Origin of the sequence: Candidatus Clostridium radicumherbarum (assembly GCF_045310525.1) — a bacterium.
In the GTDB taxonomy this organism is placed as follows: Bacteria; Bacillota; Clostridia; order Clostridiales; family Clostridiaceae; genus Clostridium_AT; species Clostridium_AT radicumherbarum.
In genome coordinates this window covers 532,518-548,511 of record NZ_JBJHZY010000002.1, presented here as the reverse complement: position 1 = coordinate 548,511, position 15,994 = coordinate 532,518, and the positions used below count along the sequence as shown (strand labels likewise).

Annotated in this window: 16 protein-coding genes and 1 pseudogene; 15 read left to right on the top strand and 2 right to left on the bottom strand. The window is 32.0% G+C overall.

From position 1 onward, the window contains the following. The first annotated feature begins 178 nt into the window (after positions 1–178). The 4 genes and pseudogenes from ACJDUH_RS12370 to ACJDUH_RS12355 all read left to right on the top strand — a co-directional run bounded on the left by ACJDUH_RS12370 (position 179) and on the right by ACJDUH_RS12355 (position 3,308). Entirely contained in the window at positions 179–391 is a 213-nt protein-coding gene (locus ACJDUH_RS12370) for a hypothetical protein (protein WP_406765510.1), read from the top strand. A 36-nt stretch (positions 392–427) separates the two neighbouring features. Continuing rightward, complete coding sequence (locus ACJDUH_RS12365; RefSeq protein WP_406765509.1) at positions 428–958, top strand: serine O-acetyltransferase; 531 nt, start codon at positions 428–430, stop codon at positions 956–958. Between the two features lie 696 nt (positions 959–1,654). Then, a pseudogene (locus ACJDUH_RS12360) lies at positions 1,655–1,813 on the top strand (DapH/DapD/GlmU-related protein); the annotation flags it as partial. 58 nt (positions 1,814–1,871) lie between these two features. Next, the gene (locus tag ACJDUH_RS12355) at positions 1,872–3,308 is read left to right on the top strand and encodes a lipopolysaccharide biosynthesis protein (protein WP_406765508.1); all 1,437 of its coding nucleotides are present in this window, start codon (positions 1,872–1,874) and stop codon (positions 3,306–3,308) included. A gap of 207 nt (positions 3,309–3,515) precedes the next feature. Here ACJDUH_RS12355 and ACJDUH_RS12350 read toward each other — a convergent pair whose 3' ends face one another. Both ACJDUH_RS12350 and ACJDUH_RS12345 read right to left on the bottom strand, forming a co-directional pair. Continuing rightward, positions 3,516–3,650, bottom strand: a complete 135-nt coding sequence (locus ACJDUH_RS12350) for a hypothetical protein (RefSeq protein ID WP_406765507.1) — start codon at positions 3,648–3,650, stop codon at positions 3,516–3,518. 139 nt (positions 3,651–3,789) lie between these two features. Then, entirely contained in the window at positions 3,790–4,398 is a 609-nt protein-coding gene (locus ACJDUH_RS12345; protein ID WP_406765506.1) for a DUF3793 family protein, read from the bottom strand. A 189-nt stretch (positions 4,399–4,587) separates the two neighbouring features. On the opposite strand from ACJDUH_RS12345, the gene ACJDUH_RS12340 reads away from it, so the two are divergent. The 11 genes from ACJDUH_RS12340 (at position 4,588) to ACJDUH_RS12290 (ending at position 15,795) form a co-directional block, all read left to right on the top strand. After that, positions 4,588–5,079 carry a DUF6241 domain-containing protein gene (locus ACJDUH_RS12340; protein ID WP_406765505.1) on the top strand — a complete coding sequence of 164 codons (492 nt, stop codon included), beginning with the start codon at positions 4,588–4,590 and terminating at the stop codon, positions 5,077–5,079. 18 nt (positions 5,080–5,097) lie between these two features. Then, the gene (locus ACJDUH_RS12335; RefSeq protein WP_406765504.1) at positions 5,098–5,568 is read left to right on the top strand and encodes a DUF6241 domain-containing protein; all 471 of its coding nucleotides are present in this window, start codon (positions 5,098–5,100) and stop codon (positions 5,566–5,568) included. A gap of 181 nt (positions 5,569–5,749) precedes the next feature. Next, positions 5,750–6,742 carry a LacI family DNA-binding transcriptional regulator gene (locus tag ACJDUH_RS12330; RefSeq protein WP_406765503.1) on the top strand — a complete coding sequence of 331 codons (993 nt, stop codon included), beginning with the start codon at positions 5,750–5,752 and terminating at the stop codon, positions 6,740–6,742. Positions 6,743–6,755: 13 nt separating this feature from the next. Next, positions 6,756–7,667, top strand: a complete 912-nt coding sequence (gene rbsK / locus ACJDUH_RS12325; RefSeq protein ID WP_406765502.1) for a ribokinase — start codon at positions 6,756–6,758, stop codon at positions 7,665–7,667. An 88-nt stretch (positions 7,668–7,755) separates the two neighbouring features. Beyond that, entirely contained in the window at positions 7,756–8,835 is a 1,080-nt protein-coding gene (locus ACJDUH_RS12320; RefSeq protein ID WP_406765501.1) for a BMP family ABC transporter substrate-binding protein, read from the top strand. Between the two features lie 76 nt (positions 8,836–8,911). Then, on the top strand, positions 8,912–10,465 hold the full coding sequence (locus ACJDUH_RS12315) for an ABC transporter ATP-binding protein (protein ID WP_406765500.1): 1,554 nt from the start codon (positions 8,912–8,914) through the stop codon (positions 10,463–10,465). Continuing rightward, positions 10,458–11,507 carry an ABC transporter permease gene (locus ACJDUH_RS12310; RefSeq protein WP_406765499.1) on the top strand — a complete coding sequence of 350 codons (1,050 nt, stop codon included), beginning with the start codon at positions 10,458–10,460 and terminating at the stop codon, positions 11,505–11,507. Before ACJDUH_RS12315 ends, ACJDUH_RS12310 begins: the two co-directional genes overlap by 8 nt. Continuing rightward, the gene (locus tag ACJDUH_RS12305; RefSeq protein WP_406765498.1) at positions 11,500–12,426 is read left to right on the top strand and encodes an ABC transporter permease; all 927 of its coding nucleotides are present in this window, start codon (positions 11,500–11,502) and stop codon (positions 12,424–12,426) included. The genes ACJDUH_RS12310 and ACJDUH_RS12305 overlap by 8 nt, the downstream gene beginning before the upstream one ends. Further along, entirely contained in the window at positions 12,426–13,364 is a 939-nt protein-coding gene (locus tag ACJDUH_RS12300; RefSeq protein ID WP_406765497.1) for a nucleoside hydrolase, read from the top strand. Before ACJDUH_RS12305 ends, ACJDUH_RS12300 begins: the two co-directional genes overlap by 1 nt. A gap of 13 nt (positions 13,365–13,377) precedes the next feature. Further along, positions 13,378–15,441, top strand: coding sequence for an ADP-ribosylglycohydrolase family protein (locus ACJDUH_RS12295; RefSeq protein ID WP_406765496.1), 2,064 nt, complete (start codon positions 13,378–13,380; stop codon positions 15,439–15,441). A gap of 81 nt (positions 15,442–15,522) precedes the next feature. Next, the gene (locus ACJDUH_RS12290) at positions 15,523–15,795 is read left to right on the top strand and encodes a class II aldolase/adducin family protein (protein ID WP_406765495.1); all 273 of its coding nucleotides are present in this window, start codon (positions 15,523–15,525) and stop codon (positions 15,793–15,795) included. Positions 15,796–15,994 lie beyond the last annotated feature (199 nt).

The following is a 15,994-nucleotide window of genomic DNA, read 5'->3' as shown; positions in this document are numbered from 1 at the left end:
GTACAGATCCTTACGAAGCTATTCTATTCCTTTATAATAAGTTAGGCTGATTAACTAGCAATGCTATGACCAGCTTAGATGATATTACAGAAACTTAAAATTTAGAGGTGGTTTATTTCACCTCTTTTATTTTATGTAGGGTTTATGTCTGGAGATTCATACCATATAAAATATAATAATGTTTATAATTTCTGCCATAGTAAATGTTTCAACTAATTTCTTTAATATAATTTTAGAAAAAGCATGTTATGCTGTATTTGAAATATTCCTTACTGTAAGCAACGAGAAAATTATTTTCAAAAGCGATTCATTATCTTTATCAAATTTAACAATTACCCAAGATGGTACGAAGTATACTATAGCTGGAATGACAATTTATAGAGAATTTTAAGTTATGAATAATTAATTAAGTAGGAGGTCCTGTATTATGATAAAATGTAAGGAAGATTATTTGAGATATTTAGAGGAAGATAGAAAAGCACTGGCGATTAACAGAAAAAAGCCAAAATTTTTTAGTGATGAAATATGGAAATTTGAAAGACTATTGCGAAAATTAGAATATATAAATAATTGCAAAGGAGTTTTATATAAGCCATATTTCTATTTTACTAAATATAGGTATAAAAAAATAAGCATGAAATTAGGTTTTACGATACCTATAAATATTTGTGAAGAAGGATTAAGCATTGCACATCAAGGTACTATTGTAATTAATAATAAAGCAAAGATAGGTAAAAACTGTCGAATACATGTTGATGTGAATATTGGTGGATTTCTTGATGATGCGCCTATTATCGGTAATAATGTATATATAGCTCCTGGAGTAAAGATGTTTGGCAAAATACAAATAGCAGATGGAATAAAAATTGGTGCAAATGCTGTTGTTAATAGATCTTTTTTAGAACCAAATACAACAATAGTTGGTGTGCCTGCTAAGAAAGTTATTAAAAACGTTTAATTCTCAATTGAATACTATTATTCATTTAGGAAGGGGGGAATCTATGACTACATGGAATAATTTAATAAGTATAAATGAAACAAATACAAGTAATAAAATGGGTATGAATTTAAGTGATATAATGCTTGAAGTAGCCTAATATACTAATGCTAAAATAACACAGCCTTATAGTATGGTACCTGATGTAAAAAACAATGCTATTTTAATACAATAAAAATCCTTTATATTAGGATTAGAAGCTATAATTTAGTTAGTATTACTTTGAATGAATATACATATAAAAGAAATTAGTTATTAAAAATGTTTATTATCACAGAAAATTTAATCTGTTTAATTTATTACTATAATATTTATAATGGAGATTGACTAAGTATGAATCTAAAAGTTTTAATTGGAAAGTTGATTATTAGATTTGAAGAAATAAAAAATAAATATAAATCTGATTATTATAATAGTGTTATAATTAATAATGGCGGTATTATTACTGGAACTTGTATTATTAAATTTCCAAGCAATATAATAATTGGTGAAAATAGTTTTATAAATGGCGGTTGTATTATGGCATCGGAAAATGCCAAAATTATAATCGGGAAAAATTGTATGATATCGTATAATGTTCATATTAGAACTGATAAACATATATATATAAATAAACAAAACAATATGAATACTCAAGGATTTGAAGAAAATAATATTGTAATAGGTGATGATGTATGGATAGGGTTTGGGGCTCAGATAATGAGTGGAGTTACAATTGGGAATGGAGCTGTAATTGCTGCTGGAGCTATTGTTACTAAAAATGTTGAACCGTATTCCGTTTATGCAGGAATTCCTGCTAAAAAAATTAAAAATAGAATATAAAAATAAATAAATAACATGTTTATATAAAATGACTATGATTGGAGAATTAGGAATGCAAGAAAACCCTAGGCAGTTTATTAAAAGATTAACATCATTTTCGGTAGGTCCTTTTATAGCAGCAATATTTGGATTTATAACTGTGCCAGTTACAACCTACTTGGTGTCGCCTGCTGATTTTGGAAAGTCTGCCATGTACACCATGGGATATTCTATAAGTACTTTATTTATTTTTTTAGGTCTTGATCAAGCTTTTGTTAGAGAATTTAATGAATATAAAGATAAGAGCGAGTTATTTTGGAATTCTTTAATAATTCCATTAATATTTTCTATTCTAATAGGAGGATTTTATGTAGTATTTTATAAAGCTATATCAATACTTATGTTTGATAGTGTTGAACAATATATAATAATAATTTTAGCAGTATCATTACCTTTCGCAGTATTAGATAGATTTAATATGCTTGTGCTAAGAATGGAGGAAAAAGCAAAAATATATTCATTATTTAGTATATTAAATAAACTTTTGGCACTTTTAGTATTAATACCATATTTAATATTTATCGATAGAAGTTTTAAGGGAATTATAAATGCTACATTTATTAATTTGATAATTATTTGTATAGTAGAAAGTTATTTTGTTAAGCATGTATGGAAAAGAAAATTTATAATTAATAAGGCAATGTTAATAAAAATGTTTAAATTTGGGTTACCTTTAGTGCCTGCAACAATTATCGGATGGTTTCTAAGTTCAATGGACAGGTTAGCATTAAGACAATGGTCAACCTTTAATGAAATTGGAATTTATTCAGCAGCATTTAAGATAGTAGCAATTTTAACCTTAATACAGCAGGCTTTCACAACCTTCTGGACTCCAACAGCCTTTAGATGGCATAAGGAGGGAATAGAAAACAGTACATATATGAAGGTAAGTAAATTATTATTGACAATAATGGTTCTTGTATTTTCAAGTATTGTACTCTTTAAAGATATAATTATTAAGTTGCTTTCATCTAATTACATTAGTGCTTCCAAAAGCATACCCTTTTCTTTATTTTTTCCTATAATGTACACAATATCAGAAACTACTACACTAGGTATTTTATTTTCCCGTAAAACCTCATATAATATTATAATTTCTGTTATAGCAGCAATTTCAAATTATATAGGAAATTACTTATTAGTTCCTAAATTTGGAGCAATGGGGGCATCTATTTCAACAGGAATTGCTTACATTATATTCTTTTGGTGTCGAACCTTAATTTCAAGAAAACTATGGTTTAAGTTTGAAATTAGAGATTACTTGATAAATACTATTTTATTACTTTTATTATCAATAATGAGTATAACAATAAATAACTTTTTAATTAATTTAATTATTATTATTATTATATTATTTGCTAATAAAAGTAGCATTATAGAGATTTTTAATTATATAAAAAAGATGATAGGAAATCATTATACAAATTTAAATTCATGTGATGAGGGATAAATAGTAAAAAGTAAAATTTAGATGTGGGGCTAAAACATAACTTTGACAAAGAAGTACTCATAGATGGGCGCTCTTAGTAATGAACTTTCTGATTATAAGAAGCTTATACAAGGAAATATAGTTACATACAGAAAATTGAATAAGAAGAATTTTATTAAAAAATCAGTTTCACATCAATTCTGCGAAGCTGATTTTTTAAATATAGTATTACACTTCCAAAAGGTCAACAAATCTAACTTTTTCTAAATTAGATTCCTTAATACCATATGATTTACTAGTTAAATTTTCAACTGCTTTTACAAGATTCATAGCGCCTATACCATATTTCTTCATTAAGTACATTTTGGATGCGCAGTGAGTATAACTGTGAATCCAATTTTAATTAAACGCTTTCCTAGTCCATTTTCAGCCATAACATCGGCAACAGCTGTACCCAAACCGTCTACCGTTAAGTGGTTTTCTATTGTAACAACACCGTTGATCAATACATCTCTATAATATCCAAAGGTTTTATCCCATCCAGCATCATTCTTATATTATTATTTCTTAATTGATCATATTTGTCGAATATTACTTTTGCCTCTTCTACATTATCATATACTTTCCAGTATCCAACTAGCTTACACTTTTCATCAGGATAATCAATAAAGAAGGCTACATCTTCTACTGGATATCCTAGGAAAATACCTATTTCATGAGGACAAGTACTTTTAAACCGCGTAGATAAATGTGAAAAGCATTGTTCAATATTCATCTCTTTACAGTAGCCAAACTTGGTCAGAAATTCGCTATTTTTATAATCTTTTATAACTGTTTCTAATTTCTCTTTATTATAAAATAACACTACAGTATTTTTTTGACCCTTTTTTAACTCACAAAAGTCAATATTAAGTATTTCTTTTATATATCCTTTATAAGCTTTCCATGTATTTTGTAGATTATGATTATTATTACTGAAATTAAGCAAAGAGGATACTTTTTCTTTTGCCAAGGTTGGGGCAGCACTACATATTATTGTTGAAAATAAATAATCTATATCATTATAACTATTTAATATGCTTTTAAAACTTATTGCTTCCTCATTAGTCATATCAGTGTCCTCCATTGATTCATACTACCCGCACAGTTAATAAATAACACTTATACTTTACCTTTAAATTTTGTTAAATATACATTTTATCAAAGACTTTTGAGGGTGAATTTTCTAATGAAGTATTTACCTTTAATTAACATTAATGGTAAAATGAAATAATAGCATATTTATTTGGAGGATCTTAATATGAATAAATATTTTAAATGGGGAATTATAGCAGCATCCATTACTTTAGTAATAGGTGGTGTAGCACTTTTTATTGGGATTTTGATTAAACCTAATCATAAAGATGCACAAGTAAAGCAAGAAACCCCAACTTATGCAGAAACAAAATCAATTAAGCAAGGTACAGATAACTTAATGCTTTTAAAAATTGGGGGCCAGGAATATGATTTACATGATAGAGACAGAGTACTTAGATTAATTCATGAAATGACTCATACTAAAGTTGAGGCTGAAGTAAGTAACAGATATGTGGAAATAACCCCTGACAGAGTAGATGCTCTTATATTAGCTATAAGCAATACAGATTGGAAAGATAAAGATTACCTCTTAGATAATCTAAACAAATGGAAAGGTAATGATTTTTCAAACTCAGTTGATGTTCATAACTATATATGGCAACTTGAAGGTGGCGAGACTGGTAAAGCTACAGCTTTAAAGAAAGATTCCAATTAAGTGGGGGCAACACATGATATGAAAAAAATCTATAGTAAGAAAACTATCATTATAATAGCCATTTCTATTGGATTGATTATTGGAGCCTTCTTTCTGATTAATTATATTATAGATAAGCTTTCGGGAAATCTCGAAGCTAAACAAAATATTAAATCTGTCAGCCAGGAAATTTCCAAAGATACATCAACTGAACTTAAGCCAGCAGACTATTATCCTGAATCAAATATATACGACATTATGCACAGAATGACTAATTCTAAAATTATTGCAAAGGATGGGCAAATATGGGGAACATTACCCATGGGCAAAGAGCAAATTCAAACTCTTAAACAGACTATTGAAAAGATTAACTATCCTGATAGAGAATATTTACTAGGAGCTTTGAGCAGATGGGAGCAAGGAGATTTCTCACAGTCCGTTGATGAACATAATTATTTATGGAATAAACTTGGGGGAACCGTTGGGGAAGCTAATAAACTAAAAAAATGACAAATTACAAAAGGGTGATAAATCAAAATACATGATTTATTGCCCTTTATTATAGTGAAAAAATCTTTTTACACTTGCCTTAATTTTTATAACAATAATATTGACAACTGTTTCAGTGAATGATAAAATTTACTTAAACGTTTTCCTAAAACGTTTAAGTAAGATTGAAAGGCTGAGATATATGGCAGTTACAATAAAAGATATTGCACAGCTTGGAGGAGTATCAATTGCTACTGTTTCTAAAATTTTAAACAACAAGTCTGATGATATCGGAAGAGAAACAATAGATAGAATTAAAAAGATTATTGAGGAAAGTGGATATGTTCCAAATTCTATAGCAAGAAGTATGGTTACAAAGGCTACAAAAACTCTTGGACTTATTATTCCGGATGTGAGCAACCCCTTCTTCACTAACCTTGTAAGGGGAGCTGAAGATACTGCAAACCAGTATGGATATACTATATTTATTGGGAATACTGATGATGATATTGATAAAGAGATAAAGTACATAAAGACATTAGAGGGGAAAAAAGTTGATGGTATTTTATTAGCAGGGGCAGCAATAAGAAACAAAGAGAAAGAGAAAAATTTGAATATATTAGTTCCTACAGTTGCCATAGATAGGAATGTCTATTATGAACAAATAAAAGGAATAGTAGAGGTAGACAACTTTAATGGTTCTTATGAAGCTGTGAACTACTTGATAAAGAAGGGCTACAAAGACATTATTTTCGTTTCAGGTCCTTGGGATACCAAACCAACTATAGACAGATATGAAGGCTATAAAAAAGCTCTTTTAGATAATAATTTAGAATTTAATACTGACAATGTTTATAGTGGTACATATACAAAGGAATTTGGAGAGAAAATAGCACAAAAAATATATAAAATATGCAAAGATAAAGCCATATTCTGTGGAAATGACTTAATAGCATTTGGAATAGTCAATGTTCTTAAAAAGAAAGGTATTGCTATACCAAAGGATACTTCAGTTATGGGATTTGATGATATAGACATATGCACATTCATATCTCCAGAATTGACCACTGTTAGGCAGCCAAGCTACGATATCGGCTGTGAGGGAGTGAAAATGCTAATAGATATTTTAGAAAACAGGGAAGCAGAGAGACATAAGATTATTAGGACCAAGCTTGTTATTAGGGAATCGTCTTAGGGAGGTAAACAATTTGAATAATGTTCTGGTTATAGGGAGTATCAACTATGATACTTCAATAGTTGTGGATAGGATTCCGGTGAGTGGAGAAACCATTAAAAGTACAAAGATAGAATATCATTATGGCGGCAAGGGTGCCAATCAGGCGGTGGCTTCATCTAAATCTGGTACTACCACGTATTTAATAGGTGCATTAGGAGATGATGCTGAAGGAGCAGAACTAAAACAATCATTAATAAATTCATCAGTTAATATTAATGGAATTATTGAAAAAAAGGCATTAGTTACAGGACAAGCTTTTATTACAGTAGCTGAGAATGGAGATAATGCTATAATCGTAGTTCCTGGAGCAAATGATAATTTGTCTATAGAGGATATAAGCAAGAATAAATACCTATTTAAGGAAGCCAAGGTTTTATTGATTCAGCTGGAGATTCCTATGAAAACTGTAGAATATTCGCTAAAAGTGGCTAAAGAAATGGGATTGATCACTATTTTAAATCCTGCACCGGCAGCTCATATTTCTTTAGATTTGTATAAATACATAGATATATTGACTCCAAATGAAAAGGAATTAGATATTCTTGTAGGTATGGATGAAAGTAAAAGCTACAGCGAGAAAGCAATGACACTAATAGATAAAGGAGTTAAGAGTGTAATAGTAACACTTGGGGAAAAGGGTGCTGTAGAAATAAATAAAGAATATATAAAAAGCTATTCTTCATTTAAAAGCAAGGTTATTGATACAACTGGAGCAGGTGATTGTTTCAATGGGTATCTAGCTAGCTCATTGGCACAAGGAAAAACTATAGAAGAAGCAATAATTTATGCAAATAAGGGAGCTTCTTTGAGTGTAACCAAAAAAGGCGCTCAAAACTCTATTCCAACAAAGGAGGAGGTTGAAACTTATTTTAGGGAAGTTTAGTTAGAGGATACATAAAAAGAAAGTGGTCTAAATTGAAAAAATAAAAGTGATGAGGTGAAAGATTTTGAAAAAGTTAATATCATTAATCATGTTAGTAGTATTTTCTACTATGTTATTTGCAGGATGCTCAAAACCTGCCTCAAGTAATCCAAATAGTTCAGGATCATCTAAGAAAACTTTAAAGGTTGCATTACTTATACCTGGAAATCTTGGGGACAAGTCCTTCTTTGATGCTGCAAATAATGGACTAAAGCTAATTAAAAATGAATTAGGTGCTGAAACTAAAGTTGTAGAAATGGGAACTGACCAAACTAAATGGGAACCTACACTACAAGATATCTCTGAAGGTGATTGGGACATAATAATATCAGGAAATTCAGCAAGTGAGCTTCTTAACAATATTGCTGATAAGTATCCTGATAAGAAATATATAAACTTTGATAATGCAACAAATAAGGCTTCAAAAAATGTATATGCAATGTCATATAAAACTAACGAAGTGTCATTCTTGGCTGGTGCTTTAGCTGGACTGGTTACGAAATCCGATATGCCTTTAGCAAATAAGGATAATGTTATAGGATTTTTAGGAGGAATGGATATACCTGGAATCAATGATTTTCTTGTGGCATATATCCAGGGAGCACAATATGTAAATCCTGATGTGAAGGTTATTACTTCTTATGCAGGAAGCTTTACAGATCCAGCAAAAGGAAAAGAAATAAGTAATGCTCAATATAGTTCAAAGGCTGATATAAGCTTCAACGTAGCTGGAGGAACAGGACTAGGACTGATAGATTCAGCTACAGAAAATAATAAGTATGCTATCGGTGTGGATTCCGATCAGGCAATGATATATAAAGCAACAGATGCTAACAAGGCTAGTCATATTGTTTCTTCCGCAGTAAAGAACATAGATAAGGCATTATTAGATGCTGTGAAGAGATATCAAGATGGAACCTTAAAGTATGGAGTAAATGATACACTTGGGTTAAAGGAAAATGCCGTTGGTCTTGCAAAAAATGAATACTATAATGCTCTTCCACAAAATATAAAGGATAAATTAGATGAACTGACAACTAAAGTTTCTAGCGGTGAAATAAAAGTTAAGTCTGGATTTACTATGAGTACATCAGAGATAGAAGCCTTTAGAAACTCTGTAAAACCATAACTGCTTAGCTTTTCTTAGATAATAGGTAAAAGGTAGGAGAGAAATCCCCTACCTAATTATTTTAGGAGGGGTAACTTTGGATAATAGTATATTGAAGCTAGAAAATATTACAAAAATCTATGGAAATGGTGTATTAGCCAATAATAACGTTAATCTGGACATAAGAAAAGGAGAAATTCATGCTATCGTAGGTGAGAATGGTGCCGGTAAGTCTACATTAATGAAAATAATATTTGGCATGGAACAGCCAAATGAAGGAAGTATTTATTTAAAAGGACAGAAGATAAAAATTGATAATGCAAACAAGGCTATAGAACTAGGAATAGGAATGGTACATCAACACTTTATGCTTTTACCAACTTTTACTGTTACCCAAAACATCATATTAGGAATGGAACCTAAAAAGGGAATAAAAATAGATTACCAAAAGGCTGAAAAAATGGTAAGCGAGTTTGCAGAAAAGTACAATTTTAGAATTAAACCTAATGATAAAGTAAGAGATTTATCTATTGGTATGAAACAAAAGGTAGAAATAGTAAAAGCCTTAATAAGAGGAGCTGAAATATTAATACTGGATGAGCCTACAGCGGTATTAACTCCACAGGAAACTGAAGAATTATTTGAGCAGTTAAAACTTCTTAAAAATGAAGGGCATACAATTATTTTCATATCTCACAAGTTAAAAGAAGTTAAAGCTATATGTGATAGAGTTACCATTATGAGAAAAGGTGAAACTAAGGGTGTATATAATATAGCGGATGTAACGGAAAGACAAATATCAAATCTTATGGTAGGAAGAGATGTTGTCTTAAAGTACGATAAAAAAGAAGCTGTACCTGGTGATGTAATTCTAAAGGTAGAATCTCTTTTTGCGAATTCCCATGAGGGCAATAAAGTTCTTGATGATGTAAGTTTTTCTTTAAGGAAAGGTACAATACTCGGAATAGCTGGAGTTGAAGGGAATGGACAAGGTGAGCTTATAGATATAATTACAGGGAGAAGACAAGCATATACTGGGCAGGTTTTGCTGGAGGATACAGATATAAGGCAGCTATCCATAGCTCAGCTGAGAAACAAAGGACTATCATTTATTACTGAAGATAGAATGAGTCTTGGAATTGCTGGAGCAGCCAAAATAAGTGAAAATATCATCAGTAACAGATATAAGTCAAAAGATATTAATGGAAAGATACTTACTAATAAAAAGAAGATAGATGAAATCACAGTAAATCTCATCAAAGATTATGATGTTGCTTGCAAGAATGAAAACCAGTTAATCGAACATTTATCAGGAGGAAACATTCAGAAAGTGGTTGTTGCCAGAGAATGTTCTGTTGCTCCGAAGGTACTTGTTGCTGAACAACCAACTCGTGGAGTTGATATGGGAGCAGCAGAGTTAATACACAAAAAACTTATACATATGAGAGACAATGAAACTGGTATTTTGCTTATAAGTGCAGATATATCGGAGGCTATGGAAGTAAGTGATTATTTAATAGTTATGTATGGAGGAGAAATAGTAGCATTTATTGATAATCCATCCTCAATTTCTGAAGAAGAATTAGGTGAATATATGCTTGGCATAAAAAAACAAAGTCATGAAGAAATAAGGAGGGCTTTTTGTGGATAAGGAATCTAAATTTGAGATGATAAGAACCATTACAGCAGTTTTAATTGCCACAATTATAGCTTTTATAATAATTTTATTTGTAAGTGATAAGCCTATTTCTACAATTAAATACTTTGTTATTGGACCACTGCTAAAAAGCAGATATATGGGGAATGTAATTGAGCAGGCTATTCCCCTGATATTCTCTGGTGTAGCTACAGCTATACTGTTTCAGACAGGATTATTCAATCTTGGTGCAGAGGGTATATACTATTTCAGTGGTCTCTTGGCAGCAATAGTAGGTATTAAGTTGTCCTTGCCGTGGTATATCCATCCTGCAGTTGCTATTATTGTAGGCTGTGTAGCCGGTGCAGTTGTAATGGCTATAATAGGTTTTTTCAAAGCTAAATGGAATGCCAGTGAGCTTGTAATATCATTAATGTTTAATAGTATATTATATGGAATTGGTTTGTATATACTTAACTACTATTTTAAAGAGGTTAATACAACTAATCTTCAGTCTGTAAAAATGCAGGATACGGTATTACTTAATAAAATAGTTCCTGGCACAAGAATTCACAGCGGGCTTATAATTGCACTTGTTGTTGTTTTTGTGATTCATTTATTTATGTACCGGACAAAGTGGGGATATGCTCTAAGGATGACAGGCTACAATAAAGAGTTTGCAAAATATTCTGGTATTAATACAGTGAAAGCAATAATTATTGCAAGCTTAGTTGCAGGATGTGTTGCTGGAATTGGTGGTTCTGTTGAGATAATAGGAATGTATGATAGGTTCCAATGGGCTGCTCTTCCTGGATTAGGCTTTGATGGCGCACTTATAGCAATGCTTGCAAAAAATAAACCTTCAAATGTTATATTCTCAGCACTGTTTTTAGCTTATATAAGGATTGGAGCGGATTTAATGGCCAGAATGACAAATGTTCCGGCAGAAATGGTGGGAATAATGCAGGGACTTATCATACTTCTTATTTCTGGTAGAAAGTTTATGCAAGGCTATAGAAATAAAATGCTTCTAAAGGGGGTAAAGGTGCATGGATAAAATTGTGAATCTAATATTTTCATCAAGTTTTGTTTTTTCCATAATAAGAGTTACAACACCAATACTTTATCCGGCATTAGGTTCTGTAATAGCTGACAAAGCAGGCATACCCAATATAGGATTAGAGGGAATAATGTTAATGTCTGCTCTTGCAGGAGTAGTAGGCAGCGCTTATTCCGGAAGTGCTATTGTAGGATTACTTGTGGCTATAGCAGCAGCCATACTTATGTCATATTTGCTTGCCTATTTTACACTTGAGCTCAAGACAGATGTAATATTAGGAGGTATAGCTCTTAATCTTTTTTCCTCAGGTGCAACCATATTCATATTGTATTATCTAACAGGGGACAAAGGAACTTCAGCTTCATTGGCTAGTAAGGTTCTTCCCAATATAAATATTCCATTAATTAAGGATATACCAGTAATTGGACAAATAGTATCAGGGCATAATGTGCTTACCTATCTTTTAGTAATCCTGGCTATAGCGATATGGTATATGTTTAAACATACATCTCTTGGCTTAAGACTGAAGGCTGTAGGTGAAAATCCTAATGCAGCAGAGTCTGTAGGTATTAATGTAAACAAAAATCGATATATTGCCCTAATTATGAGTGGTATTCTTGCAGGACTTGGAGGAGCATTTCTTTCTATGGGATATGTATCATGGTTTTCAAGGGATATGACAGCAGGCAGAGGATGGATAGCATTAGCAGCAGAAGCTATGGGATTAGGTTCAGTAGTTGGAACTGTTTTAACATCACTACTTTTTGGAGCTGCTTCTGCATTATCAAATGTACTTCAATTGGTAAATATGCCTGTTGAACTAGTTACAATTATTCCCTATGTAGCTACTGTAGTAGGACTTGTAATTTATGCTATAAGGGAAACTAACAAGAAAAATGAAAAGGGAGTAGTGTGATGAGAAAAATAATAATAGATTGCGATCCGGGACATGATGATGCATTTGCAATTATGACTGCTTCGGCTCACAGAGATGAACTTAACACACTGGCAGTTACTACTGTGGGAGGTAATCAAATATTGGATAAGGTTACCGCTAATGCTCAAAAGATACTTTCTTATATAAAAGAAGATATACCTTTAGCATCCGGACAGGCAACTCCTTTAGTAAGGCTAATTCATACTGGGGCAGACGCACATGGTGAGACTGGTATGGACGGTCCCAAATTTGAAGACTACAATTATCAAATTGAAAGTAATAACGCAGTAAAGTATATGTATGATTTAATTTCAGCTTCAAAAGAAAAAGTCACTATTGTAGCTATAGGCCCTCTTACTAATATAGCACTTTTACTTAGGACTTTTCCTGAAATAAAAGATAAAATCGAGGAAATATGTTTAATGGGTGGAGGTATAAACAGAGGTAATAGAACTCCTACTGCAGAGTTTAATATTTATGTTGATCCGGAAGCTGCAAAAATAGTTTTTAATTCTGGAGTAGAAATAGTAATGGCTGGCTTGGACGTAACTGAAGAAGCCATGATAATGGACGATGAAATTGAATCCTTAGAGGATAAAGGAAAGGCATCTAGGTTGGCGTGGGAGCTTTTACAGTTTTATTCAATAGCCAGCAAGAGATTTGGGTTTAAAGGAAGTGCCCTGCATGATCTTTGTACAATAGTATATTTACTAAGACCGGATTTCTTCAAGGGTGTGAAATATCATGTAGATGTTGAAACCAGTGGAGAGTTAACAAGAGGAATGACCATTGCCGATAAAAGGCCTGTCCCGGACAAAGCACCCAATACTCTAGTTCTCACTGAAGTTCTAAGATGTCAGTTTGTAAAGTTCTTCATTGAAAGTTTGGAAATATTGGATGAAAGACTTAAGCTATAGGAGTAAGAATTATATGATTCAAAAAGATTATATTGAAAAAGTTTATTCAGGATGGCTTGGAAAAACAATAGGAGTTAGACTTGGAGCTCCAATTGAAAACTGGACTTATGAAAGAATAAGTAAGGAGATAGGTGAACCTGAGGGCTATATTCATGATTACAAAATGTTTGCTGCAGATGATGATACCAATGGTCCTGAGGTGTTTATAAGGGCCTTAGAGGATTTTTCAATTAATGCAACTTCAGAGGAGATTGGTGATACATGGCTTAATTATATAGGTGATACTCACGGTATGTTTTGGTGGGGAGGCTATGGAGTATCTACTGAGCATACAGCTTATATGAATCTGCAGCATGGCATTAAAGCCCCTCTTTCTGGCTCTATGGATGTGAACGGACTTACTGTTTCGGAACAAATTGGCGGGCAAATATTCATTGACGTATGGGGACTTATAGCTCCGGGCAACCCTTCACTTGCTGCGGAATATGCAGAAAAAGCAGCTAGTGTATCCCATGATGGGAATGGAAAATATGGTGGGATGTTTATTGCAGCATGTATTGCAGAAGCATTTGTAGAAAAGGATATAAAAAAAATAATCGTTAAAGGGCTTTCTGTAATACCAGAAGATTGTGAATATGCTAAAGTTACAAGAGAGGTAATGAGGTTTTATGATGAGAACCCATATGATTGGAGAAAGTGCTTTGAATACATCCTCAATAATTATGGTTATGACAAATATGAAGGTGGATGCCATATAATTCCTAATGCTGCAGTTATAATTTTATCCTTATTGTATGGTGAAGGAGATTTTTCTAAGACAATACGTATTTGCAATTTCTGCGGATGGGATACAGACTGCAATGTAGGCAATGTTGGATGTATTATGGGAGTAAGGTGCGGACTTGTAGGAATACCATACTTTTGGAGGAAACCAATAAATGATGTTTTTGTAAGTTCATCATTGATTGGAGATTTAAATATAACTGATATACCTATTTTTTCCGCATATTTAGCTAGAATTGGCTATATTTTGGCCAAAGAAGAAATACCTGAAAAAATAAAAAACTTGGATGAAACCGGTGAAATTTATAACTTTAACTTGCCCGGTTCCACCCATGGATTTAAAGCATTAGAAGAAAACGTGATTTTAGAAAATAATAATAAGCGTCTTAGAATAAGCATTAATAATGAAAATTCTGTTAAAGTATTCAGAAAAACCTATTACAGACCCTATGATTTTGAAGATGACAGATATTCACCGGACTTTTCTCCAATAATTTATCCCGGCTACACTATATCAGCAGAAATTAAAACTGAAGGTAATTGTCAAGTTAACGCAAGATTATATGTTAAGGATGGAAATACAAATACATATATATACGGAGATAAAACGGAACTTTCAAAGGAAAAGTGGAGCAGTTTATTCTTTCACATTCCAGAACAAGAAGCAGTATGTTTAGATGAAATGGGTGTAGAATTTTATTCTAACTCTCCAATTAATAGTAATGTTTATATAAATGAGATAGCTTTTAAAGTATCACCAAAATACATTTTAGATTTTTCTAAAGAAACTGTTCATAAATGGAGCCCTATTCGTAAAACGCCATCACAGCTAACTTATTTAAGAGGTATATGGGACCTTGAGCATGGCTGGCTAAGCGGCAGTGGTTTTGGAAACTCTGAAAGTTATACCGGCAGCAGGAAATGGGCAGATTATGAGGCGGAATGTGAATTAATGCCTGTGTGGGGCAAAAAACATAATCTTAATTTCAGGGTTTTGGGGGCAATGCGGTCCTATGCCGCAGGACTTGGTGAAGACAGCAAGCTAATATTATATAAGAATGTTGCCGGAAACTATATAGAGCTTGCTTCCAGAAGCTTCGAATGGAAATATGAACAATCTTATAAATTGCGTATTACTGCTATTAAGAATCAATTTGCTGTATACATAAATGAAAAGGAAATGATAGATTACACTGATACTAGTAATCCTTACACTACGGGACAAGTAGGATTTTCAGCACTCAATGGTGCACATACTCATTACAGATATTTAAAAATTAAAGCAATTAAGTAATAATAACAAAGTAAAAATAAGGCTAATGCTGCTTGTGGAAATGTAAAGGTTACTCCATTTAGTTCTGCTGGCAGTATTGATATGGGGATAGACACTGTTAAATATTTAGGTGATAGTTTAGCTGTTATTCTTGCTCACCATGGTGTAATGACAGTTGGAAACTCTCTAAAACAAGCACTTTACGCTGCTGTATATATGGAAGAAGCAGCAAAATGCTATTTAGCTGCTAGAGCAGTTGGAGAAACAAAACAAATGACAGATGAACAAATAAAACAAGCCGTAGAGGTTTTTAAATACTGGACAGGGGACTGCAACAATTCTAAAGAATTTAGTGAGGCGAGTTTAATTGTATAAGTTCTAGTTTGTAAAAACAAAATAGAATAGATTTAGATGAAAACACTAAAAATAATAAATAGGTAAATTAATTTGGTATATATTTACTTATTTTATCAAATAAATAAAAAATTGACGTAATGTAGTATATTCTGTGTTAATTTGGCAACTGAAAAAAATTGAGAAATACATAAAAATTTGATATATTATTAATATACTG

Coding starts and splice junctions, on each gene's coding strand:
- ACJDUH_RS12370 (WP_406765510.1), top strand. CDS start 179: ATGTTTATAATTTCTGCCATAGTAAATGTTTCAACTAATTTCTTTAAT.
- ACJDUH_RS12365 (WP_406765509.1), top strand. CDS start 428: ATGATAAAATGTAAGGAAGATTATTTGAGATATTTAGAGGAAGATAGA.
- ACJDUH_RS12355 (WP_406765508.1), top strand. CDS start 1,872: ATGCAAGAAAACCCTAGGCAGTTTATTAAAAGATTAACATCATTTTCG.
- ACJDUH_RS12350 (WP_406765507.1), bottom strand. CDS start 3,650: ATGTACTTAATGAAGAAATATGGTATAGGCGCTATGAATCTTGTAAAA.
- ACJDUH_RS12345 (WP_406765506.1), bottom strand. CDS start 4,398: ATGACTAATGAGGAAGCAATAAGTTTTAAAAGCATATTAAATAGTTAT.
- ACJDUH_RS12340 (WP_406765505.1), top strand. CDS start 4,588: ATGAATAAATATTTTAAATGGGGAATTATAGCAGCATCCATTACTTTA.
- ACJDUH_RS12335 (WP_406765504.1), top strand. CDS start 5,098: ATGAAAAAAATCTATAGTAAGAAAACTATCATTATAATAGCCATTTCT.
- ACJDUH_RS12330 (WP_406765503.1), top strand. CDS start 5,750: ATGGCAGTTACAATAAAAGATATTGCACAGCTTGGAGGAGTATCAATT.
- ACJDUH_RS12320 (WP_406765501.1), top strand. CDS start 7,756: ATGTTAGTAGTATTTTCTACTATGTTATTTGCAGGATGCTCAAAACCT.
- ACJDUH_RS12305 (WP_406765498.1), top strand. CDS start 11,500: ATGGATAAAATTGTGAATCTAATATTTTCATCAAGTTTTGTTTTTTCC.
- ACJDUH_RS12300 (WP_406765497.1), top strand. CDS start 12,426: ATGAGAAAAATAATAATAGATTGCGATCCGGGACATGATGATGCATTT.
- ACJDUH_RS12295 (WP_406765496.1), top strand. CDS start 13,378: ATGATTCAAAAAGATTATATTGAAAAAGTTTATTCAGGATGGCTTGGA.
- ACJDUH_RS12290 (WP_406765495.1), top strand. CDS start 15,523: ATGGGGATAGACACTGTTAAATATTTAGGTGATAGTTTAGCTGTTATT.